At 34.9% G+C, this 22,375-nt stretch carries 19 protein-coding genes and 1 tRNA gene; 7 read left to right on the top strand and 13 right to left on the bottom strand.

All coding sequences use genetic code 11. The features are described from left to right. Nucleotides 1-65 precede the first annotated feature (65 nt). From AC1W6K_RS09750 to nspC, 4 genes are read left to right on the top strand one after another with little or no spacing between them, the layout of a single operon-like run. Nucleotides 66-3,374: a UvrD-helicase domain-containing protein gene (locus AC1W6K_RS09750; protein ID WP_481947338.1), complete on the top strand. Its 3,309-nt coding sequence runs from the start codon at nucleotides 66-68 to the stop codon at nucleotides 3,372-3,374. Continuing rightward, nucleotides 3,367-3,882 carry a C40 family peptidase gene (locus tag AC1W6K_RS09745; RefSeq protein WP_481947337.1) on the top strand — a complete coding sequence of 172 codons (516 nt, stop codon included), beginning with the start codon at nucleotides 3,367-3,369 and terminating at the stop codon, nucleotides 3,880-3,882. The genes AC1W6K_RS09750 and AC1W6K_RS09745 overlap by 8 nt, the downstream gene beginning before the upstream one ends. Before the next feature lie 54 nt (nucleotides 3,883-3,936). Then, the gene (locus AC1W6K_RS09740; protein ID WP_481947336.1) at nucleotides 3,937-5,151 is read left to right on the top strand and encodes a saccharopine dehydrogenase family protein; all 1,215 of its coding nucleotides are present in this window, start codon (nucleotides 3,937-3,939) and stop codon (nucleotides 5,149-5,151) included. A 2-nt stretch (nucleotides 5,152-5,153) separates the two neighbouring features. Then, nucleotides 5,154-6,290, top strand: a complete 1,137-nt coding sequence (nspC, locus tag AC1W6K_RS09735; RefSeq protein WP_481947344.1) for a carboxynorspermidine decarboxylase — start codon at nucleotides 5,154-5,156, stop codon at nucleotides 6,288-6,290. Nucleotides 6,291-6,321: 31 nt separating this feature from the next. Here nspC and AC1W6K_RS09730 read toward each other — a convergent pair. From AC1W6K_RS09730 to AC1W6K_RS09680, 11 genes are all read right to left on the bottom strand, one after another. Further along, a tRNA-Ala gene (locus AC1W6K_RS09730) sits at nucleotides 6,322-6,395 on the bottom strand. Nucleotides 6,396-6,397: 2 nt separating this feature from the next. Continuing rightward, nucleotides 6,398-6,901: a hypothetical protein gene (locus AC1W6K_RS09725; RefSeq protein ID WP_481947335.1), complete on the bottom strand. Its 504-nt coding sequence runs from the start codon at nucleotides 6,899-6,901 to the stop codon at nucleotides 6,398-6,400. Nucleotides 6,902-6,936: 35 nt separating this feature from the next. Beyond that, a complete protein-coding gene (hisC, locus tag AC1W6K_RS09720; protein ID WP_481947334.1) occupies nucleotides 6,937-7,986 on the bottom strand; it encodes a histidinol-phosphate transaminase in 1,050 nt (349 codons plus the stop codon). Next, complete coding sequence (gene hisD, locus AC1W6K_RS09715; RefSeq protein ID WP_481947333.1) at nucleotides 7,986-9,248, bottom strand: histidinol dehydrogenase; 1,263 nt, start codon at nucleotides 9,246-9,248, stop codon at nucleotides 7,986-7,988. The genes hisC and hisD overlap by 1 nt, the downstream gene beginning before the upstream one ends. Nucleotide 9,249: 1 nt before the next feature. Then, complete coding sequence (gene hisG / locus AC1W6K_RS09710; RefSeq protein WP_481947332.1) at nucleotides 9,250-10,113, bottom strand: ATP phosphoribosyltransferase; 864 nt, start codon at nucleotides 10,111-10,113, stop codon at nucleotides 9,250-9,252. Nucleotides 10,114-10,177: 64 nt separating this feature from the next. Next, complete coding sequence (locus AC1W6K_RS09705) at nucleotides 10,178-11,794, bottom strand: 2-oxo acid dehydrogenase subunit E2 (RefSeq protein WP_481947331.1); 1,617 nt, start codon at nucleotides 11,792-11,794, stop codon at nucleotides 10,178-10,180. A 73-nt stretch (nucleotides 11,795-11,867) separates the two neighbouring features. Continuing rightward, nucleotides 11,868-13,655, bottom strand: a complete 1,788-nt coding sequence (lepA, locus tag AC1W6K_RS09700) for a translation elongation factor 4 (RefSeq protein ID WP_481947330.1) — start codon at nucleotides 13,653-13,655, stop codon at nucleotides 11,868-11,870. Between the two features lie 249 nt (nucleotides 13,656-13,904). Then, nucleotides 13,905-15,197: an aminopeptidase P family protein gene (locus AC1W6K_RS09695; RefSeq protein ID WP_481947329.1), complete on the bottom strand. Its 1,293-nt coding sequence runs from the start codon at nucleotides 15,195-15,197 to the stop codon at nucleotides 13,905-13,907. A gap of 1 nt (nucleotide 15,198) precedes the next feature. Beyond that, nucleotides 15,199-15,963 carry a class I SAM-dependent methyltransferase gene (locus AC1W6K_RS09690; protein ID WP_481947328.1) on the bottom strand — a complete coding sequence of 255 codons (765 nt, stop codon included), beginning with the start codon at nucleotides 15,961-15,963 and terminating at the stop codon, nucleotides 15,199-15,201. Between the two features lie 56 nt (nucleotides 15,964-16,019). Further along, nucleotides 16,020-16,775 (bottom strand): 3-keto-disaccharide hydrolase, encoded by a 756-nt coding sequence (locus tag AC1W6K_RS09685; RefSeq protein ID WP_481719490.1) that lies wholly within the window; start codon nucleotides 16,773-16,775, stop codon nucleotides 16,020-16,022. Nucleotides 16,776-16,849: 74 nt separating this feature from the next. Beyond that, on the bottom strand, nucleotides 16,850-16,993 hold the full coding sequence (locus AC1W6K_RS09680; RefSeq protein WP_395786008.1) for a hypothetical protein: 144 nt from the start codon (nucleotides 16,991-16,993) through the stop codon (nucleotides 16,850-16,852). A gap of 82 nt (nucleotides 16,994-17,075) precedes the next feature. Between AC1W6K_RS09680 and hisS the strand changes: the two genes are divergently transcribed. Then, nucleotides 17,076-18,440: a histidine--tRNA ligase gene (gene hisS, locus AC1W6K_RS09675; RefSeq protein ID WP_481947327.1), complete on the top strand. Its 1,365-nt coding sequence runs from the start codon at nucleotides 17,076-17,078 to the stop codon at nucleotides 18,438-18,440. On the opposite strand, the gene pgi is transcribed toward hisS, so the two are convergent. Beyond that, nucleotides 18,437-20,095: a glucose-6-phosphate isomerase gene (pgi, locus tag AC1W6K_RS09670; RefSeq protein ID WP_481947326.1), complete on the bottom strand. Its 1,659-nt coding sequence runs from the start codon at nucleotides 20,093-20,095 to the stop codon at nucleotides 18,437-18,439. The genes hisS and pgi overlap by 4 nt on opposite strands. Nucleotides 20,096-20,200: 105 nt before the next feature. Beyond that, nucleotides 20,201-20,836, bottom strand: a complete 636-nt coding sequence (locus AC1W6K_RS09665) for a peroxiredoxin (protein ID WP_481719487.1) — start codon at nucleotides 20,834-20,836, stop codon at nucleotides 20,201-20,203. Between the two features lie 412 nt (nucleotides 20,837-21,248). Between AC1W6K_RS09665 and AC1W6K_RS09660 the strand changes: the two genes are divergently transcribed. Both AC1W6K_RS09660 and AC1W6K_RS09655 read left to right on the top strand, forming a co-directional pair. Then, nucleotides 21,249-21,713, top strand: a complete 465-nt coding sequence (locus AC1W6K_RS09660) for an Lrp/AsnC ligand binding domain-containing protein (protein WP_395786000.1) — start codon at nucleotides 21,249-21,251, stop codon at nucleotides 21,711-21,713. A 79-nt stretch (nucleotides 21,714-21,792) separates the two neighbouring features. Continuing rightward, the coding region (locus AC1W6K_RS09655; RefSeq protein ID WP_481947325.1) for a SufB/SufD family protein at nucleotides 21,793-22,375 on the top strand (583 nt) is incomplete at its 3' end.

The following is a 22,375-nucleotide window of genomic DNA, read 5'->3' as shown; positions in this document are numbered from 1 at the left end:
ATACCACACCGAATTAATCCTATTTTTATTTTATCTTGCATTCGTCTTGAATTTAAAATTATTCTATGTCTTTAAAACTCTTTTCTGCATCGGCCGGCTCGGGGAAAACGTTTACTCTAACCTTAGAATATATCAAGTTGGCCTTACGCGAGGAGGATCGTCGGGGTTATTTTAGGCGCATTTTAGCTGTTACATTTACGATTAAAGCCGCTGAGGAAATGCGAACTCGAATAATCGAGTATTTAAAAGGCATTTCAAATCCTCAAAGCGATCAAGATCATGAGCTATTAGCTCTAATATTTCTCGATTTTCAAGCAGAAGGGTTAGATGTAAGTAAGACAGAAATTTCCAAACGTGCTTCAGTTGCTCTACAGCAAATTTTACAAGATTATGGTTTATTTTCTGTCATGACTATTGATAGTTTTGTTCAGCGGTTAAGTTCTACTTTCATTGAGGAATTAAATCTACCGAGTCAATTTGAAGTTATTTTAGATTCGAATGGTTTGATGGATCATTTGATTGATCAATTGCTAGAAAAAGTTAATCGGCTTGGAGATCCAATTTTAACAGAACTTTTAATTGATTTCGCAAAAACAGAGGTTTCTGAAGGTAGATCTTGGAATTTATTACGTGCTAATCTGCATCAGTTTTTACGTATTTGTTTAGATGAATCTTATCATCAAATTAAACCCCACATGGATGTTTTTTCCATGGAGGATTTTAAGTTAATTGAAACGCAAATTCGTCAACAAATTTTTGAATTTGAGACTAGAATGCTCGATTTAGCCTCTGAATTTATCAGCTACATAAATCCACTACAGTTTCCAGATGATTACTTCACGAGCGGCCGATACAGTCCGGTATATTACTTTAGGAAATATTTAGCTGATAAAAAATTAGTTGATTTTAAATTTTCTTCGCTCAATAAGGCACTTGAATCTAATCAATGGGCTGCAAGTAAAGTAGATAAAAGTACCGCGATTGAAATTAATGATTTAGCAGATTCATTGCATACTATTGGACAATCTTTTGTTACGATGTACGATGAGAACTTTTCAAGAAACCAACTACTCTTATGGATTGTTCGGGATATTAAAAAGATAGCCTTGTTGTCCTCTATAGCGGAAGAATTGATAATTTATCAAAACGAGAATGCAGCAGTTTCCATTTCCGAGTTTTCAAAAAGACTTTATCAAGTTATTGCGAATGACCCAGTTCCATTTATTTATGAAAAATTAGGTGATCGGTACACGCATATTTTAATTGATGAATTTCAAGATACTTCCATGCTACAATGGCAAAATTTAATGCCTTTGTTAGAAAATTCTGTTTCCTTAGGGCATCAAAATTTACTTGTGGGTGACGCAAAACAATCAATATATAAATTTCGAGGTGGGGAGGTTGGCCTCATTGCTTCCATAACTCAAAAAGATAAATCAATTATTCAATCAAAAATTGGTGAGGGCACTTTTGATGAAGAACGTTTTGACTACTTAGTTTCAGCGGTTGCGAATGAAAATCTGGCTTATAATTACCGAAGCGCTGCTGAGATTGTTGCATTCAATAATTCATTTTTTAAATGGATTTCTGAACAAGAAATGTACGCAGCGCAATCTGATTTGATTAAACCTATTTATGGTCAATTTCTGGAGCAAATTCCCCGTGTTCCTTCGGATAAGTATACAGGTTCTGTTGATTTAACTGTTTTTCGTAAACCTAAATTAGATCCTGATGCTAAAGATATAGAGCAAATTTGGATGCTTACTCAAGTCATCAATCAAATTGAAGAAAATGTACGATTAGGATTTAATTATACGGACATCGCTATTTTAGTTCGAAAAAATAAGCATGCTAGGTATTTGGCTATTCAATTGAAAGAAAGAGGTTATCCCATTATTTCATCTGATTCACTTCTAATTCATTATTCAAATTTAGTAGGTATCATTATTTCTTTACTTAAACTTAAGGATAATCCAACAAATGAATTTTTAGCGATTGAGTTCATTTTTCAGGTTAGTGAATTAAAAAATGAAAAAATTAATGTTGAAAATTTAGCTAATTTTCATAATCAAACTAAGTATAATTCATCCTATTTAGAACATATTCTCCATCTCTTTAATTGGCCTGCTACACTAAAAGAATTTAATGAGCTTACGATAATACAAACAGTATATGCTATTATTGATTGTTTTGATTTATTTAACCAAAAAGAAGGAACAGAGTATTTATTCAAGTTTTTAGATTTGATTCAAGAATATATTGTCACTCAATCTGAGGAATTAAAGGAATTTTTAAACTACTACGAATTAAATAAAGGTTCAATTACAATTGCTAGTCCAGAAGGCTCTAATGCAATTACAATTACAAGTATTCATAAATCAAAAGGATTAGAATACTCCGTTGTTATAATTCCTTTTGCCAATTGGACACATCAGGCTAGTAATGAACGAATTTGGTATAATTTATCAGAAGTTGCTTTGTCGGCATTGGAATTAGACGACCAAAAATTACTGTATTCTTATGGCCGGGTGGCTGCTAAAGAAGTTTTACATGAGGTTGTTTTAAAAACTCAAAGTATACAAGAGCGTCATAGTATTTTCTTGGATTCATTAAATATGATGTACGTTGCTTTTACTCGGGCTAAACAGCGCTTACATATTCTAACATCTTTGCCAGACGAAGATTCGGCTCCCAAAACAAAACAGGTATACAGAGAGTCTCTTGCAGAGGTTTTAGTTCTATTTGCTGTAAATACGTCTGAAAAACTGGAAAGATTACCCGTATATCTTCAAGGTGAATTTACTGAATTGACTGATTTTTATGATTTAGCAAATGTGTCTAATCCACATTATAAGTCAAGTAAAATAGTAGATCGATCAGATCGTACGCTAAAAATTCAAACTAAAATTGTTAAATCTCCCGATTTTCGTGTTGTTACCCAATCTTCAGATTTATATTCACAAAGCAAATCGAAGCGGTCTGAAGGTGAATATTTACATCAAGTTCTAGCGCAAATTAGAGGCGCTCAATATTGGATGGATAATCAGTCTAGTTCTTTTTTTTACTTGGATGATTCAATTCGTGTACTTGTCGATCAAGTAATGACCGACTCTATACTAAAGGAATTTTTTATTGATGAGGAGCTTTTATTCGTGGAACGAGATATTTTAAGTCCTGACGGTTCTATTTTTAGGCCTGACCGCGTTATTTCTAAAGCAGGTAAAAGCATTATTATAGATTTCAAAACAGGCAAAAGGATGGAAGAGCACGTAGATCAAATTGTTCGTTACAAAGCTATTTTGGCTCAATTGGGACAAGTTGTTGGTGATGGAATTTTATTATATCTAGATGACCTTAGTGTAGTTTATGTTTAAGTACATTATTTTAATCTTATGTTTTGGGGGATTAGTTGGATGTAAATCGATTAATCGGGTTAGTACTTATTTAAGGGATTCTAGGGAATTGCCAACTAATTTTTCAGATCATGAGAATGATCAATTGATTCGTACAGCGGAGCAATTTTACGGTATTCCATATCGTTCTGGTGGTGCGAATGGTGATGGAATGGATTGTTCTGGTTTACTATTCCGTGTTTATAGTACGAATAATTTTGAAATTCCACGTAATTCAGGCCAACAAGCTCTTTTTGGTTTATCGGTACCCCTAAATAAGATTCAACGAGGTGATTGGTTATTTTTTAGAACAAATGGATCTGTTGCCATTAATCATATCGGATTAGTTACGTCTGTTAAAGGAAATAATGAAGTGACCTTTATTCATGCGAGTACGAGCAAAGGGGTACGCACGGATCAATTATATGCTAATTATTGGTTTAAGGCGTTTGAAAATGCAATTCGCCCTTTTAAAAATAATTCAAATTGATTTTTTGATTCTAGTGCTTGTTAGGTTATTTTTGCATTCTTTTTTAAATAAATCATGGGAAAAAAAGTTTTAATTATTGGTGCTGGTGGTGTTGGGAATGTTGTGGCAAAAAAATGTGCCATGAATCCTTCATTTTTTTCTGAGGTTATTTTAGCCTCGCGTACATTACGAAAATGTGATGCAATAGCGGATGAAGCAAAAAAGATAGGTCTACCTACAGCTATACAAACGCGTCAAGTTGATGCCGATGATGTTCCTGCATTGGTTGAGCTATTTACCAAAGAGAAACCATTCATGGTTATTAATGTAGCCTTGCCATATCAAGATCTAACGATTATGGATGCTTGTTTAGAAACTGGCGTTCATTACATGGATACAGCTAATTATGAACCCAAGGATGAGGCGAAATTTGAATATTCATGGCAATGGGCATATCAAGATAGATTTAAGAAGGCGGGTTTAATGGCATTGTTGGGATGTGGATTTGATCCCGGCGTTACAGGTGTTTATACGGCATATGCTAATAAACATTATTTTGACGAGATGCATTATTTAGATATAATCGATTGTAATGCAGGCGATCATGGCAAAGCTTTCGCAACTAATTTTAATCCTGAAATTAACATTAGAGAGATTACTCAAAAAGGCAAGTATTGGGAAAATGGCCAATGGGTTGAAATAGACGCCATGTCTATTCATAAGCCAATTTCTTATCCAAATATAGGCCCTAAGGAATCGTATTTGTTATATCATGAAGAATTGGAGTCTCTTACGAAAAACTTCCCTACGTTGAAGAGAGCTCGCTTTTGGATGACTTTTGGGCAAACCTATTTAACTCATTTAGAGGTCTTGCAAAATGTAGGAATGACTTCCATTCACCCTATTAAATTTAATGGGATTGATATTGTGCCTTTAGAGTTCTTAAAGGCAGTGTTACCGGAGCCGGGTACCTTAGGAGAGAATTATTCCGGACAAACATCTATTGGTTGTCAAATAAAAGGCATCAAAAACGGTATGGATGTTTCGTATTATGTTTATAATAATTGCCATCATGCGGAATGTTATAAAGAGGTTCAGGCTCAGGGTGTATCTTATACCACTGGTGTGCCCGCTATGATTGGCGCTTCACTAATGTGTGAAGGAACTTGGTTTAAACCTGGAGTATACAATGTCGAAGAATTTAATCCTGATCCATTTATGGAACTTTTAAATGTTCATGGTTTGCCATGGAATGAGGAGGTTAATGGAGTATTGCCTCACACATACTAATGATGGCTGTTCAATATCCTTCCATTAATTCTCCTGCCTATGTGCTTGTAGAATCTCTGCTTGTTAAGAATTTGACATTACTTCAACGCGTACAGCGAGAAGCTAATGTTGAAATTATTTGCGCATTAAAAGGGTTTTCATTCTTTCATGTATTTCCATTAATTCGTCAATATTTAGCTGGCGCCACCGCAAGTTCATTAAACGAAGCTCGTTTAGCTTTCGAAGAAATGGGGGAGAAGTGTCACGCATATACACCTGCTTATTTACCAAACGAGTTTGCCGAATTTATGCAGTATGCGAGTCATATGACATTTAATTCGCTTAATCAAGTTGGCCAATTCGCCCTTGAGGCAAAGTCAAATGGTATTTCGTGCGGCATTCGTATTAATCCAGAATATGCGGAAGTAGAAACCGACATGTATAATCCTTGTATAGCAGGATCCCGCTTGGGAATTCGTCGTGGTGATTTAGGCGATACGTTACCGGAAGGAATTGAAGGCTTGCATTCGCATACATTATGTGAGAATGATTCATTTGTACTTTCCCGAACACTTGATGTAATTGATGCCAAGTTTGGCGATTTATTGAATCAAGTTAAGTGGTTGAATTTAGGCGGCGGGCATTTAATTACACGAGCTGATTATGATGTGGACCATTTAATTGAAACGCTAAAGAAGTTCAAAGCTAAATATCCACATTTGGATATTATTTTAGAACCAGGTTCTGCTGTTGGCTGGCAAACTGGTTTTCTTAAATCCACCATTCTCGATATTGTGCATTCAGCAGGTATAGATGTGGCCATATTGGATGTTTCATTTGCTGCGCATATGCCTGACACGTTGGAAATGCCATATAAACCGCGTATTCGAAATGCGTCGTTGGAACCTGTGGTTGGTAAGCCAACGTATCGTTTCGGAGGGATGACGTGTTTAGCTGGAGATTATTATGGAGATTATTCTTTTGAAGAACCTTTACATATTGGTGATGAAATTATCTTTGAGGATATGATTCATTACACAATGGTCAAAACCACAACATTTAATGGGGTTAACTTACCGGACATTGGGATGATTAATCGAGAAGGAGAATATATTCGATTCAAGCATTTTGGCTATGAATCATTTAAAGATAGATTATAAAAATAGGACTTCAAATTGAAGTCCTATTTTGTGGAGAAGATCGGGCTCGAACCGACGACCTCTTGCATGCCATGCAAGCGCTCTAGCCAACTGAGCTACATCCCCATTTAAAAATTTACACGTACACCTATTCCGCCTTGCAGGTGGAAAAAAAATGGATTAGGTGCGATTTCCGTGTAAAAGCCTATCTCCGAAAAGAACGATAAATTGGGTGCATCAATAGGAAAATATTCAATTCCACCTACCGCAGTGGCACCCATAGCTGAGGTTCTTTTACTCGCAGCTAAATTATTACTTATTTTATTGTCGTACCAATCTCTTGAATTTAACTGCGGGCCAAATCCATAATATGTATGAAGATCCGAATTAATGATTGTAGGATGATGCCACAAATACAATACATTAATAGAATAGCCAATATTATTAAATGTGCCATCTTGGTAATTCCTATCTGTCCCCCATAAACCACCATATGTGCCAATATTTACTTCAAGGGCATTAACTCCATTATCAGAATAACGCCTTGCCATAAAGCCTCCAGGCTCTCCAATTCTAAAACCGGCTGCCCATTCTTGCAGTTGACCAAATACTGTTGCACTAGTGCTAAGCATAAAAATCAGAAGGGCTAGTTTTAAATGATTGAATCTCATGCGTAAAAGCGCTTTATCTTTTCTATCAATTGGTTATTTTCTTCAGGCAATCCTATACTGATTCGAATAGAATTATCACACAATGTAACCGATGACCTATTTCTAGTAATAATTTTTTCCTTAATTAAATAATCAAATAATGCTTGTGCATTAATACATTTCACGAGTATGAAATTTGCATTAGATGGAAAAATGGTAATTATCTCGGGCAAATCTTTAAGTTTTGAAATTAAGTCTTTCTTGGCATTATTTAACGTTTCCGCAGAGGTTTTTGCAAATTCCTTGTTTTTTAATGCTTTTTCAACTAATGACTGCGTGGCACCGCTAATATTGTATGGTGGTTTAATTTTATTTAATAATTGAATTAGGATTGGGTCTGCATATGCCATCCCTAAACGCAAAGATGCTAATCCGTATGCTTTTGATAAGGTTTGTAGAACGATTAAATTAGGATAAGTGCTCAATTCTGAAATGAAACTTGCCTCATCAGAAAAATCAAAATATGCTTCATCTATTATGACAAAGCCGGTTTGAAATTTGGCTAATATCGTACGAATATCAGCACGGCTGAGCTTATTTCCTGTTGGATTGTTAGGTGTACAAATAAATATCAACTTTGAAAACTCATTAATATTTTCACATATTTCACTCACGTTTAGTTGGTAATCATTCATTAAGTTTATCCGTTGAATCTGTATATTATTTACGGATGCACTAACTTCATACATGCCATAAGTAGGAGGACAAATGATTATATGATCCTTACTCGGTTCACACGTCATGCGAATTAGAAGATCAATGGCTTCATCTGAGCCATTTCCTAGAAATATTTGATCAACACTACATTGCTTAATTTCTGCTAGTTGATACTTTATATTCCATTGCATTGGATCTGGATAACGATTCCATTCTGGGATATTACCTGAGCCTAACGGATTTTCATTCGCATCTAAAAACACACCTTCCTTCCCTTTAAATTCATCTCGAGCTGATGAATAAGGTTTTAAATTCCAAATATGTGGTAAAATAAATTTCTTAAAATCCATTAGTCTATTCTATATTTAACGGCATTCGCATGTGCTTGTAATGATTCAGCTTCTGCCATTAGTATGATACTTTTTCCTAAGTGATTAAGTCCCTCTTTTGTGATGGATTGTAATGTTATTTTTTTAACAAAACTATCTAAATTAACGCCTGAGTAGGCATGAGCAAATCCGTTCGTTGGTAACGTATGGTTAGTTCCAGATGCGTAATCTCCAGCTGCTTCAGGTGTGTAATGGCCTAAGAATATGGAACCTGCATGTTGAATTTTATCTGCAACTAATTCTGGATTTTCTGTCGCCAAGATTAGGTGCTCTGCGGCATATTCATTCAATATATTTACAGCGTCTTCCTCATTTTTTACCAATATGAATTTGGAAAACACCAACGACTTTTCTGCAAATTCTTTCCTTGGTAAGGTTTTTAATTGGTTTCCTATTTCAAGAATACTTTGATTTATTAGATTCTCATCTGTACTTATTAGTACCACCTGAGAATCATTTCCATGCTCCGCTTGCGAAAGTAAGTCGGCCGCAACAAATACAGGATTAGCAGTAGAATCAGCAAAAATAGCTACTTCCGAAGGACCAGCTGGCATATCAATAGCTATACCCATGCGATTAGCCATCATTTTGGCCGCAGTTACATATTGATTTCCCGGTCCAAATATTTTATAAACTTTGGGAACAGATTCTGTACCTAATGCTAAAGCTGCAATGGCTTGTGCTCCACCAACTTTACACATTTTAGTAATTCCACATAATTTTGCCGCAAAAAATAGGGCAGGGTGCATCCCAGGAGTACATAGTATTACCTCTTGGCATCCGGCTATTTGAGCTGGGATTGCCAACATAAGTATGGTTGAAAATAGAGGTGCAGTTCCACCAGGTATATAAATGCCTATTTTTTCTATCGGAGTAGATTTTTGCCAACAAACTACGCCTGGGCTCGTTTCAATCCGGTTTTCAACTAATATTTGAGATTGATGAAACGCTTGAATATTAGCGTAAGCAACACGAATAGCCTCTTGTAAAGCTGGATCTGTTTCAGCTGCAAAATCCTCAATTTCAGAATTTGAAAATACGATATCAGTTATGGTTCTATTTTCAAATTGTAATGTATAATCAATTAATGCCTTGTCACCATGTATCTTAACTTGTGAATATATTTCTTCAACAAGATTATCTAATGACTTAGATTCTAATGCTGGGCGTTCACACAAGCTCTTATAAGTTGACGGTACAGGGTATTTAATTAGACTAAACATATTACAGGATCATTTTTTCAATTGGCAATACTAAAATTCCTTCTGCTCCAGCGGAGCGGAGAGATTCAATTATTTCCCAAAAATCATTTTCAGAAATAACGGAGTGTAATGAAAACCAACCTTTTTCGGTGAGTGGCATAATTGATGGTGATTTCATGCCAGGCAACAACGCAGTAATTTTAGATAAATTATCCTCGTGTGCATTTAGAACTACATATTTGGCATTTTGTCCTCGTTGAACAGAATCTATTCTAAATAATAATTTACTTAGGATATCATTTTTTTGTGCATCTAATTTTTTACTAGCTATTAATACAGCTTGACTGTTGAATACTGTTGCAACTTCTTTCAATCCATTACTTAATAAGGTACCTCCAGTTGAAACAATATCACAAATACCTTCAGCTAGGCCAATACTTGGTGCAATCTCAACGGAACCAGAAATTTCATGAGTGGTTACTTGAATACCCTGCTTTTGCAAAAATGCATTTGTTAAATTTGGGTAGGAGGTAGCAATGTTTTTCCCTTGAAAGAAATCTAAGCCATTGTAAACTTCATTACGAGGAATTGCTAATGATAGTCGGCATTTTGAGAAACCTAATTCTTTAACGACGTCTACCTGACGCATGTTTTCCATTAATACATTTTCCCCAATGACACCTAGGTCTGCAACACCATCCTCCACATAACCAGGAATGTCATCATCACGTAAAAAAAGAAACTCAACAGGGAAATTACTTGAAATGGATCTTAATTTAGATCCTCCAGATTCAAACTTAATTCCACATTCTTTAAACAGCTTAAGTGACTCTTCGCTTAAGCGGCCAGATTTTTGTACCGCAATTCGTATTTTAGTTGTTTCCATTTGGTTGACGTGCTTAAAAAATCAAGCCCCGAAATAAGTAATTCGAGGCTTGATTATTTGAATGTTATAAGAACATTTTTAGTGGATCCTCGAGATATTGTTTGAGCGATTGTAGGAAAGCAGCTCCCGCTGCACCGTCTGCAACACGATGATCACAAGTTAATGTTAGTTTCATAATGTTTGTAGCATAAAATTGGCCATTCTTAACACCAACAGTTTCTTTTATACCACCTACTGCCAAAATACAAGATTCAGGTGAATTTATTATGGATGTAAACTGATCAATTCCAAACATGCCTAAATTACTTACTGTAAAGGTATTTCCCTCCCAATCTTTAGGTTGCAATTGTTTACTTTTTGCTTTACCACCAAGCTCTTTTGCTTCAGCAGATATCTGTGCAATTGATTTTTCGCTCGCGAAACGAATAACAGGAACTAATAATCCATCTTCTACAGCCACAGCCATACCAATATGAACATGCTTATTAACTCGAATGCGATCTTCCATCCAATATGAATTAATTTTTGGATGTTTTGTCAAAGCAAGTGAAGTCGCTTTAATGACCATATCATTAAATGAAATCTTGACAGGCAGAACTTCATTCATGCTTATCCGCGCTTCAATGGCTCTATCCATATTGATTTCCATTGTCAAATAGAACTCAGGTGCACTGAATTTTGATTCTGATAAGCGCCGCGCAATTGTTTTGCGCATTTGACTATTAGGTATATCTTCAAAACTTTCAACGCCAGACATAAAGGTTGACATAGCACCACCCGAACTTGGGTTATAGTCTTCTATATCACTTTTAGTGATCCGCCCATCTTCACCTGTTCCTTTAATCCAAGCCAAATTATATCCTTTTTCTTTCGCTAAGGCACGTGCAAGTGGTGATGCTTTTATTGAATCTTCTGAAATTCTTTCTTTAGTTGGCTGTGCAGCAGCCGTTTTTGAATCTACTACTTTTACAGCTTCTGGTGCTTTAACTACATCTGGCGCTGGAGCTGATGCTTGTACTACCAAAGGAGTTGTAGCAGGTACTGCAGATTCTGCAGCTAGTATTGGCTTATAATCTGTACCTGGTTCACCTACAATAGCAATTATACCATCTACAGCAATTCCTTCACCTTCTTTAGCGCCTATGTATAATAAAGTACCGTCTTCGTAATTTTCAAGTTCCATCGTTGCTTTGTCTGTCTCAACTTCAGCAATTATATCCCCGCTTTTTACGACGTCACCTTCTTTTTTCAACCATTTTGCAATAACACCTTCTAGCATTGTGTCGCTCATTTTAGGCATTCTTACAGCTTTGGCCTTAATTCCAATTAAATCAATAGCTGCAGTTTGTTCGACAATAGGAGGTATGATTGTAGTTACTTGTTCTTTTTCAACTACGGGTACGGCAGCTGACGGAGATTGCAATAAAGCTGAATAATCTTCGCCAGGTGCACCAACGATAGCTATTATTCCATCAACTGGAGCAGCTTCACCGGCTTTGATACCTATATACAATAAGGTTCCATCTTCATAATTTTCCAATTCCATCGTTGCTTTATCTGTTTCAACTTCAGCAATTATGTCTCCGGACTTGATTACATCCCCTACTTTTTTTAACCAATTTGCAATAACACCTTCAAGCATTGTGTCACTCATCTTGGGCATTCTTATAACTTCAGCCATGATTTTATATTTGAGATGCAAAAATACGCTTTAAACGCATATTTTTAAAATAATTAGTGTAAAAATATTTAGGTTAATCTAGTTTTAAAACAGCCATAAATGCTTCTTGTGGAATTTCTACATTACCTACTTGTCGCATTCGTTTTTTACCCTTTTTTTGCTTTTCTAATAATTTACGCTTTCGGGAGATATCACCTCCATAACATTTGGCTAATACATCTTTACGAAGTGCCTTTACCGTTTCTCTCGCAATTATCTTTTGACCAATCGCCGCTTGAATTGCTATTTCAAACTGTTGGCGTGGCAACAATTCTCTTAATTTCTCACATAATCTTTTTCCCCAATCGTAAGCTTTATCTCTATGAACAATTGCCGACAAAGCATCTACTTTTTCCCCATTTAACATGATATCTAATTTTACCAGGTAACCTGGTTCATAACCTTTGTATTCATAATCCAACGAGGCATAGCCACGTGAGATCGTTTTTAATCGATCAAAGAAATCAAAAACAACTTCAGATAAGGGCATGTCAAATGTAAGTTCAACACGGTCAGTTGTTAAGTATATTTGGTTAACAAGAATCCCTCGCTTATCCATACATAGACTCATAATAACACCTGTATATTCTGATTTAGTAATTATTTGTGCCTTGATATAGGGTTCTTCAACTAGATTAATTAGGTTCGGCTCCGGTAATTCACTTGGTGCAGAAACCCATTCTGTTTCACCTGCTGTAGTTAAAACTTTGAATTTAACAGACGGAACAGTTGTAATTACTGTCATATCAAACTCCCTTTCCAATCTTTCTTGAACGATTTCCATGTGCAACATTCCTAAGAAGCCACATCTAAATCCGAATCCTAAGGCTGCGGATGTTTCTGGTTCCCATACTAGTGATGCATCATTTAATTGGAGTTTTTCCATTGCATCCCTTAAATCTTCAAATTCAGACGTTTCAACCGGATAAATACCTGCAAATACCATCGGTTTTACTTCCTCAAATCCTTGTATAGCTGATTTGCACGGATTGGCTACATGTGAAATTGTATCACCTACTTTAACTTCTTTTGCCTCTTTTATACCAGAAATTAAATATCCTACATCACCCGTTTTAATAATCGATTTAGGTTCTTGTTCTAAACCTAAGATTCCTATTTCATCGGCAAAATATTCTTTGCCCGTATTCATAAATTTTACACGATCCCCTTTTCTAATCTCTCCGTTATAAACACGAAATATTACTTCGATTCCTCTATATGAATTAAATGTGGAATCAAAAATTAATGCTTGTAAAGGTGCAGATGGATCACCTTTTGGTGCAGGAACACGTGCAACAACAGCATCTAAAATCTCTTGAATACCAATTCCCTCTTTTCCTGATGCATGAATAATGTCTTCTTTCTTACATCCAATTAAGTCTATAATTTGATCTGAAACTTCGTCTGGCATAGCACCGGGTAAATCGATTTTATTTAAGACGGGTATTATTTCAAGGTCATGATTTATTGCCAAATATAGATTTGAAATAGTTTGTGCCTCAATACCTTGGGAGGCATCTACGATTAAAAGTGCCCCTTCGCAAGCTGCAATAGACCGTGAAACTTCATATGAGAAATCTACGTGACCCGGTGTATCTATTAAATTAAATTTGTATTCAACGCCATCTTTAGGGTACTGCATTTGAATAGCATGGGATTTAATCGTGATACCTCTTTCACGTTCTAAATCCATATCATCTAATAATTGGTTCATCATATCCCGTTTTTGAACAGTATTGGTAAACTCAATTAATCGATCAGCTAATGTACTCTTGCCATGATCGATATGGGCTATTATGCAAAAATTACGAATGTTTTTCATGTATCTGTTTTACTACTTAACTCCATTAAATTACCCATTTGGTAGGTAATAAATATTATTTTTCCAATGTACTAATCTGAAGTATGTTGGAAAATTATTTAAATGTCATATTTTTCAAGCATTTTTAATTTACAAATATAGCACAGCCATGCAAGCTTATCCTTATAAATCTATTAAATAGTCCAATTCAATTGTTTTACTACTAAAAAAGCAAACTATTCAGTCGGAGAATTAAAGATTTGCATGTACCTAAGACTTTGACATTAATGATTCAATTTCATCGATATCAATTGGTATGTTGGCCATCAAGTTTATCGGCTGGCCGTTTGTGATTAATAAATTATTCTCAAGTCTTATACCAATTCCTTCCTCTCGTATATAAATTCCAGGTTCACAAGTTAGAACCATCCCTGCTTCAAAAGGTTTATACTTATCCCAAACATCGTGCACATCTAGTCCTAAATGATGGGCTACACCATGCATAAAGTATTTTTTGAAAATGGGATTAGTTGGATCTTGTGCTTCAACATCCTTTCTAGAAAATAATCCTAATTCTATTAATTGGGCTTCCATGAACTTTTCAACCTCTTTTTGATAGTCTACCCAGTAAATTCCTGGACGCATTATATCAGTTGCAAAATTTAATACTGCTTGAACGGCAAGGTAAACTTGCCTTTGACGTGGACTAAATTTTCCATTTGCGGGAATTGTACGTGTCATATCGGCATTATAATTTCCATAGCAAGCACCTACATCAAGTAAGATTAAGTCACCATCCTGGCAAATTTTATCATTCTTAATGTAGTGCAATACGCATGCATTCGCTCCTGAAGCTATAATTGGCGTATAAGCGAATCCTCCACTACGTAATTTTATAAATTCATGAATAAATTCTGCTTCGATTTCATTTTCCCAAACTTCTGGCTTTACAAATTTCAATATGCGTCTATACCCATTTTCTGTAATATCAATTGCCTTTTGTAACGCTACTAATTCTGCTGGCTCTTTCTTCATTCTAAGATTATTTAAAATTGGAGAAAGTCGGCCTATTTTGTGTAATGGGTATTTTTCTTTAATATTTAGTACTAATCGCGCATTCTGTGTTTGGACTAAAGAGCTATTACGAATGTGCTCATTATCAATCATAAAGATTGTTTCTGCTGAATAGACTAATGTTTTCAATATGGCTTCAAAGCTTGAAGTCCATTGTATGTTCATTATTCCACTAAGTGCTTTAGCTTCTTCTTTCGTGTATTTGTGGCCTTCCCATATGGATATCAACTCAGATGTTTCACGTATAAACGCTATTTCGCGCATATGAGCTTCTTGTGCATCTGGAAATATTAATAACAGTGTTTCTTCTTGATCTAAACCTGATAAATAAAATAAATCAGTTTGCTGTTTGAAGCCCATACTTCCGTCCGCATTCGTTGGCATGATGTCATTTGAACTTATAATAACAATTGACTTAGGAGGTAGTTCCGCGATTAATTTGGCGCGGTTTTTTACAAATAGTTCAGAAGGAAAGGGAGAGTAGCGCATCTTATTTTTTACACATATAAATAATTTCTTCTAATGGCAGTGCCATTCGTATACTTTCGGTTTTGCCTAAATTTTCAATCATGTTATAAGGAATAACAGTAAAGCCAGAGTTTTCTAATTGCTTGCCGAAATCACTTCCATAAATACGTAAATGGTCATTTTGTAAAAAGTGAATTTCTCTTTCACGCGGGTCTGTTATGCTTGCGTCTTCGTAGGTTGTTTCTAAATCATATCGTTGAGGACTTTGACAAAGAGCGAATCCATTTGGTTTCATTACCCGACGTATTTCTTGCATACAAACTACATCATTTTTCACATGCTCTAAAACGTGATTACAAAATATTACATCAAAGGAATTTTCAGGAAATGGAATTTGGTGCAAATCCATTTTAACCTTAGCTAATGGCGACTCGATATCTGCAGTTATATATTGATCACCTAAATAATTTTCAAATCTTTCTATGAAACAATATTCAGGTGCAACGTGTAAAACGCGTGGATTACTTGTATAAAAATCTGTTTCATTTTTAAGGAACAAATGCATTAACCGATGGCGTTCCAAACTTAAACATGACGGGCATAAAGCATTTTCCCGAGGGTTTAAACGTCCATATGGAAGAAATTTCGAGAATTTATGATCGCAAACGGGACAGTAAACTTTATTTCCTTTCAGAAATAAACTGTATATTTTTATTAACCTGTGGGCAAATAATTGAATAAATTTTCTTGGTATGTTACGTAGTACCCAGCTGATTATATGTTTCATAAAAAAAAGGAAGGCTTTTCGAGAAAAAAACCTTCCTATTGAAAATTAAAATAGAATTACATTTCTCTTAACCAAATATTGCGGAAGCTTACTGGGTTACCATGATCTTGTAAACTTATCGGACCTGCGCCATGAACTGGATTTTTGGGCTGACCAATATATTCAGTTGTACCTTGAATTTTGGTATGGTTCTGCACAACTACTCCATTGTGAATTACGGTAACATATGCAGGTGTTTCAATTCCTCCATTAATAGTAAAAACAGGAGCTGTGTATATAATATCATACGTATTCCATTCTCCCATTGGTGATGTGACATTGACTAAGGGAGCTGATTGCTTATAGATACTACCTGCTTGTCCATTTCGATAGCTTCGATTATTAAATGAGTTTAATACTTGTACCTCGTACATTCCTTGCATGAAAATCCCACTATTTCCTTTTCCTTGACTTTTTAAAGTTTCAGGCTCAATTGGGGATTGCCACTCGATATGTAATTGATAGTTTGTGAATTTTTGTTTTGTGGAAATGTTTCCAGCACCTCTAACAACAGTCATTTTTCCATCAGCCACTTGCCATTTTGCTGTTCCACCATCTTTAACAGATTCCCAGCTATCTAAGTTCTTGCCATCAAATAATACGATTGCATCTGATGGAATTACCCCTGGTGTAACAACGCGTACTTCAGGATCCCAATATTCAGTTACACCTGGTTTAGATGGATTGGTTACAACATGCCGATGATCTTGGGCGTATGAGGAAAAGCCTAAACTTAATCCTGTAAGAAGGGTTAAAATAAATTTAATTTTCATAACAGTTCTGTTAAATTATTTTGAACAAAAAAAAACCGGTAATAATTACCGGTTCCAATTTCAAGAATTATTTATTATTTAGCAAATGAAGCTTTAATAGCTTCAACATCTACTAATTTAATAATTGGTCTTTGCTTTAAGATTCTGATAGCTTCAACTTTATTGTTAGCTACAGCTTTATTTCTTCTGTCTTTTCTTTTTAATCTAGTTACTGCCATGTCATTAATAATTTTGGTGTGCAAAAATAGGAATTATTGCTTATATATCAAATATTCTGCTTCGAATAATTAAATTTGCTTTATGAAAATTATTCAAAAACCTAATAATGCCCGCGGAACACGAGATTTTGGTCCGAAAGAGATGTCTTTGAGGACTCATGTTTTTACTATTATAAAAAATCATTTTGAGGCTTTTGGATTTCAAGCAATTGAAACTCCAGCTATGGAAAACTTACATGTATTAACTGGTAAATATGGAGAAGAAGGCGATCAGTTAGTGTTTAAAATACTTAATTCTGGAGATTATTTGAGTAATACAGAAGCGGTAGATTTTAGTTTAGGATCTAAATTACTTATGCCGAAAATTTCAGAAAAAGGTTTAAGATATGATTTAACTGTTCCCTTTGCGCGATTCGTGGCTATGAATCGAAATGATATTGCTTTTCCTTTTAGGCGCTCTCAGATTCAACCTGTATGGCGAGCTGATCGTCCGCAAAAAGGAAGGTACCGTGAATTTTATCAATGTGATGCTGATATTATTGGTTCAGATTCATTGATAAATGAGGCAGAATTAATCGCTTTATTTCAGTCAATATTTAGCTCGCTAAATTTGAGAACTAATTTGATTATTAACTCTCGAAAAATTCTATTTGGTATTGTAAGTGTATTAGGCGTAAGTGATTTGTTTGTCCCATTTTCTGTTGCAATTGATAAATTAGATAAAATTGGTTGGGACTCTGTTGCCCTTGAATTAATATCAAATGGATTTTCCATATCTCAGGTTGAATCTCTCCGTAGTTTATTCCAATTTCAGGGAAGCAATAATGAAAAGATTCAATTATTGGATGATTTTCTCAGTGATAATGAAGTAGGCCAACAAGGGTTATCTGAGATTAAAACAGTTTTAGATTTTTCAGCTTTAAACGGTTTTGATAACTCAAATATATTGTTTGATTTTAAACTAGCTAGAGGTTTAAGCTATTACACAGGTTTAATTTATGAAGGCAAGGCATGTGATTTACCATTTGGTTCTATTGTTGGCGGTGGTCGCTATGACAATTTAACAGAGGCATTCGGCTTACCCAATATGAGTGGTGTAGGAATTTCATTTGGTATTGAGCGGATTATCGATGTGATGCGTGAATTAAATCTGTTTCCCGATATCAAAACGAGTGCAAGTAAGATTTTGCTTACTTATTTCGATTTAACTGGTCAGTCAATCGCTCTAAAAATTGCTAATGAATTACGAAAATCTAATATAGCTTCTGAGGTTTATCCAGAAATTGCAAAAATCAAAAAGTCGTTTGAATTTGCAGATAAAAAGGGAATTCCTTTTGTAGGTGTTATCGGAGAACAGGAGATTAAAGACGGTAACATTACACTTAAGGATATGAAAAATGGAGAACAAAAATTGCTCTCCATTTCTGACTTAATTAAATCCCTTTAATATTGTACCCGCCAAGCTTTAAATTGGTTGATTAATCCATTCGTTGAACTATCATGCGTATGGATTTCTTCATTATGCTCTAATTCAGGCAAAATTGAATTAGCTAATTGTTTCCCCAATTCTACTCCCCATTGATCATAAGAAAAGACATTCCAAATCACACCTTGCACGAATATTTTGTGTTCATACATAGCAATTATGGCTCCCAAAGTTTTTGGTGTAATTTGCTTAACTAAGATGGAGTTCGTTGGTTTATTTCCTTCAAATACTTTAAATGGACTTAGTTTCGCAATTTCTTCCTTTGTTAAACCAGCTTTTTCAAGTTCTGCTTCTACCACTTCTTTTGTTTTTCCGTTCATGAGTGCCTCTGTTTGAGCAAAAAAGTTTGACATAAGTAGCGTATGATGATTGCTGATTTTATTATGAGTAATAGCTGGTGCAATAAAATCGGCAGGAATTAGTTGTGTACCTTGATGAATTAATTGATAAAAAGCATGTTGGCCATTTGTCCCTGGTTCTCCCCAAATCACTGGTCCTGTAGCATATTCTACACGATTCCCATTCCTGTCTACGGATTTACCATTAGATTCCATATCTCCTTGTTGGAAATACGCTGCAAAACGATGCATGTATTGGTCGTATGGTAAAATCGCATGCGTGGCAGCATTAAAGAAATTAACATACCAAATTCCTAGTAATGCTAGAACGACCGGCATATTCACCTCAAATGCTGTATTTGCAAAATGATCGTCCATTTCATTCGCGCCACTTAATAACAATTCAAAGTTTTCAAATCCGACTGATAAGGCAATAGATAAACCAATTGCTGACCAAAGCGAATATCGACCACCAACCCAATCCCAAAATTCAAACATATTGGCTACATCTATGCCAAATGCACTAACTGCTTTCGCATTTGTTGACAAGGCAACAAAATGTTTGGATACGGCTAATTCATCTTTTGCTTGATCAAGAAACCAATTACGTGCTGAAAATGCATTAGCCATGGTTTCTTGTGTCGTAAATGTTTTTGAAGCAATAAGAAACAAAGTCGTTTCGGGATTAACCTTCTTAAGCGTTTCTGCAATGTGAGTTCCATCAACATTACTAACAAAGTGAATATTTAAGTGATTTTTATAAGGCCTAAGAGCTTCAGTAACCATTACTGGACCTAAGTCAGAGCCACCAATTCCAATGTTGATCACATCCGTTATCGTTTTCCCTGTGTACCCCTTCCAATTTCCAGAAATAACCTTAGCTGAAAAGTCTTTCATGTGTGCTTTTACTGCATGAATTTTAGGGATTATGTCTTCTCCATCAACTAAAATTGATTGGTTGGAATTAGCACGTAAAGCTGTATGTAAAACTGCACGATTCTCATTTTGGTTTATTTTTTCTCCGGAAAATTGCGCTTTAATAGCTTCGGCTAATTTACATTCATTAGCCAAATCGATTAGGTGTTTGAAGGAAGTCTCATCAAGAATGTTTTTACTAAAATCTAATAGAATATCTTGACTAAGTATATTGAAATTGGCTTGTCTATTTGTATCTAGTTCAAATAAGCTATTTAAATTAATGTTTTCAAATCTTTTACGATCTTGAGATAATGCTAGATAAGCCTTTGTTTGATAAAAGGCGATATTGGATAAATTCATTGGGTATACTTTTGGCTTGATAATTGCCAAAAATACAATATTCTTGACTATAAAAAAAAGGGGAAAATTTGTCTTTTTCCCCTTTTATAATGAATAATGAGCTTATTAAAAGTTAGGTTGTGGCGTTACACGTAAATAAGGTTTTACGGACGTAAATCCTTTAGGAAATTTAGTCAAAGCATCTTCATTTGATACAGCTGGTGTGATAATTACATCTTCACCGTTTACCCAATCTGCAGGAGTTGCCACTTGATAATTAGCTGTTAATTGCAACGAATCAATTACACGTAAAAGTTCGGTGAAATTACGACCTGTTGATGCAGGATAAGTTAATGTTAATTTGATTTTTTTATCAGTTCCTATTATAAATACCGACCGTACAGTAGCTTTTTCAGATGCATTCGGATGAATCATATCATAAAGTGATGCTATTTTTTTCTCTGGATCTGCAATAATTGGGAAATTAACTTTAACATTATTTACTTCCTCAATATCGGGTACCCATTTGTTATGCGATGCTAAATCATCAACTGAAATAGCTATGGTTTTTACGCCTCTTTTTTCAAATTCTCCAGCCAAAAGAGCAGTTTTACCCAATTCAGTTGTACAAACAGGAGTGAAGTCAGCTGGATGACTAAAAAATAATACCCATGAATTTTCTATCCATTCATGAAATATGATAGGACCATGTGTTGTGTCTGCACTAAAATCTGGTGCGATATCGCCTAAACGTAATGACATAATAGTAGGGTTTAAGTATAATATATTTATTCTATCAAATATATAGACTTTAAATAATATAAAAAAGCAATCCTAAAATAGAATTGCTTTTAACATTACACTTCATCAACAAACTAAAAACAAATAATAAAAATGCTGTAGGAGAAGGATTCGAACCTCCAAGGTGTAGTTAGCCGCGACACAGAACTGATTTAGTGGTCAACCCATTATGCCGTGTTTATCCTAGAACCACCACCCCCGAGACAGGAGGGCACGTCTGCCAATTTCATCACCCTACAATGAAAAATAACTACCTTTGTAATTATCATGGATCAAATATATGTCATGGATTTAAAATTTCAAAATATTTTAATAATAATATAAGTTTATTGGATATTTTGCAATCAAACGATAAAATTATTGAAATAATTTCATGGAAAAGAAGATTGATTTAGACCCTTTAGATTATAAAATTTTGGAAATCTTAGTGGCAAATGCAAATTTACCATATACTGAGATAGGACAGCGCTTAGATGTTTCTGGTGGAACTGTACATGTTCGGATGAAGAAAATGGAAACGTTGGGAATAGTAAAAGGAGCACAATTACTAATTGATTATTCTAAAATCGGTTGGGATATTTCTGCTTTTTTAGGTATTTATTTGGATAAAAGCTCATTATATGAAGATGTAGCCAAGCAATTGGAAGCTATTCCTGAGGTTGTCAATATTCATTATACCACAGGTATTTACAGTATTTTTGCTAAAATTATTTGTCGGGATACCCAACATTTGCGTGAGGTACTTCATGATAAAATACAACGAGTTACAGGGATTCAGCGTACAGAAACTTTTATTTCTTTAGAGGAAAGTTTAATTAGAAATACACCCTTATTTTAATCTATTTAGAGTCATTCTAAATTAATCGTGTTTTTCTAAATTTTCATTTGTAATTTTACATTTCATAAATTTTATTGAAATGGCAGACAATCAAGACGAAATTTTAGTAGAGGTTACAAATTCAGATTATAAATATGGGTTTGAATCTTTTTTTGATACAGATGAAGCGCCAGTGGGATTGGATGAATCTACCATTCGTTTTATTTCTGATAAAAAAAATGAACCTGATTGGATGTTTGAATGGCGATTAGCGGCATTCAGGCATTGGAAAACGCTTTCAGAACCTGTGTGGGCAAATTTGAATTATACGCCTGCGGTCTATGAAGCCTTAAAATATTATTCTGCGCCCAAGCCTAAGAAAACGATAAATTCATTGGATGAAATAGATCCTGAATTATTAGAGACATTTAAAAAGTTAGGTATTTCACTTGATGAGCAAAAACGTATTTCAGGTGTAACTGTTGCTGTGGATGCTGTTATTGACTCTGTTTCAGTTGCTACGACCTACAAAGAGACACTTGCTGAGAAGGGAATAATATTCTGTTCAATATCTGAGGCTGTAAAAGATCACCCAGAATTGGTAAAAAAATATCTCGGTAGTGTAGTGCCGGTTAAGGATAATTATTTCGCAGCTTTAAATGCAGCCGTTTTTTGTGATGGTT

This window comes from Aquirufa sp. (genome assembly GCF_964796385.1).
Note: the sequence above shows the minus strand (reverse complement) of the source record. Positions and strands in the feature narration are given on the sequence as shown.

Excerpts from the sequence above, each read along its gene's own strand:
- hisD (WP_481947333.1), bottom strand. The coding sequence starts at position 9,248 with ATGTTTAGTCTAATTAAATACCCTGTACCGTCAACTTATAAGAGCTTG.
- AC1W6K_RS09750 (WP_481947338.1), top strand. The coding sequence starts at position 66 with ATGTCTTTAAAACTCTTTTCTGCATCGGCCGGCTCGGGGAAAACGTTT.
- lepA (WP_481947330.1), bottom strand. The coding sequence starts at position 13,655 with ATGAAAAACATTCGTAATTTTTGCATAATAGCCCATATCGATCATGGC.
- pgi (WP_481947326.1), bottom strand. The coding sequence starts at position 20,095 with ATGAATTTATCCAATATCGCCTTTTATCAAACAAAGGCTTATCTAGCA.
- AC1W6K_RS09740 (WP_481947336.1), top strand. The coding sequence starts at position 3,937 with ATGGGAAAAAAAGTTTTAATTATTGGTGCTGGTGGTGTTGGGAATGTT.
- AC1W6K_RS09680 (WP_395786008.1), bottom strand. The coding sequence starts at position 16,993 with ATGGCAGTAACTAGATTAAAAAGAAAAGACAGAAGAAATAAAGCTGTA.
- hisS (WP_481947327.1), top strand. The coding sequence starts at position 17,076 with ATGAAAATTATTCAAAAACCTAATAATGCCCGCGGAACACGAGATTTT.
- AC1W6K_RS09660 (WP_395786000.1), top strand. The coding sequence starts at position 21,249 with ATGGAAAAGAAGATTGATTTAGACCCTTTAGATTATAAAATTTTGGAA.
- AC1W6K_RS09685 (WP_481719490.1), bottom strand. The coding sequence starts at position 16,775 with ATGAAAATTAAATTTATTTTAACCCTTCTTACAGGATTAAGTTTAGGC.
- hisG (WP_481947332.1), bottom strand. The coding sequence starts at position 10,113 with ATGGAAACAACTAAAATACGAATTGCGGTACAAAAATCTGGCCGCTTA.
- AC1W6K_RS09725 (WP_481947335.1), bottom strand. The coding sequence starts at position 6,901 with ATGCTTAGCACTAGTGCAACAGTATTTGGTCAACTGCAAGAATGGGCA.
- AC1W6K_RS09690 (WP_481947328.1), bottom strand. The coding sequence starts at position 15,963 with ATGAAACATATAATCAGCTGGGTACTACGTAACATACCAAGAAAATTT.
- nspC (WP_481947344.1), top strand. The coding sequence starts at position 5,154 with ATGGCTGTTCAATATCCTTCCATTAATTCTCCTGCCTATGTGCTTGTA.
- AC1W6K_RS09695 (WP_481947329.1), bottom strand. The coding sequence starts at position 15,197 with ATGCGCTACTCTCCCTTTCCTTCTGAACTATTTGTAAAAAACCGCGCC.
- AC1W6K_RS09745 (WP_481947337.1), top strand. The coding sequence starts at position 3,367 with ATGTTTAAGTACATTATTTTAATCTTATGTTTTGGGGGATTAGTTGGA.
- AC1W6K_RS09705 (WP_481947331.1), bottom strand. The coding sequence starts at position 11,794 with ATGGCTGAAGTTATAAGAATGCCCAAGATGAGTGACACAATGCTTGAA.
- AC1W6K_RS09665 (WP_481719487.1), bottom strand. The coding sequence starts at position 20,836 with ATGTCATTACGTTTAGGCGATATCGCACCAGATTTTAGTGCAGACACA.
- hisC (WP_481947334.1), bottom strand. The coding sequence starts at position 7,986 with ATGGATTTTAAGAAATTTATTTTACCACATATTTGGAATTTAAAACCT.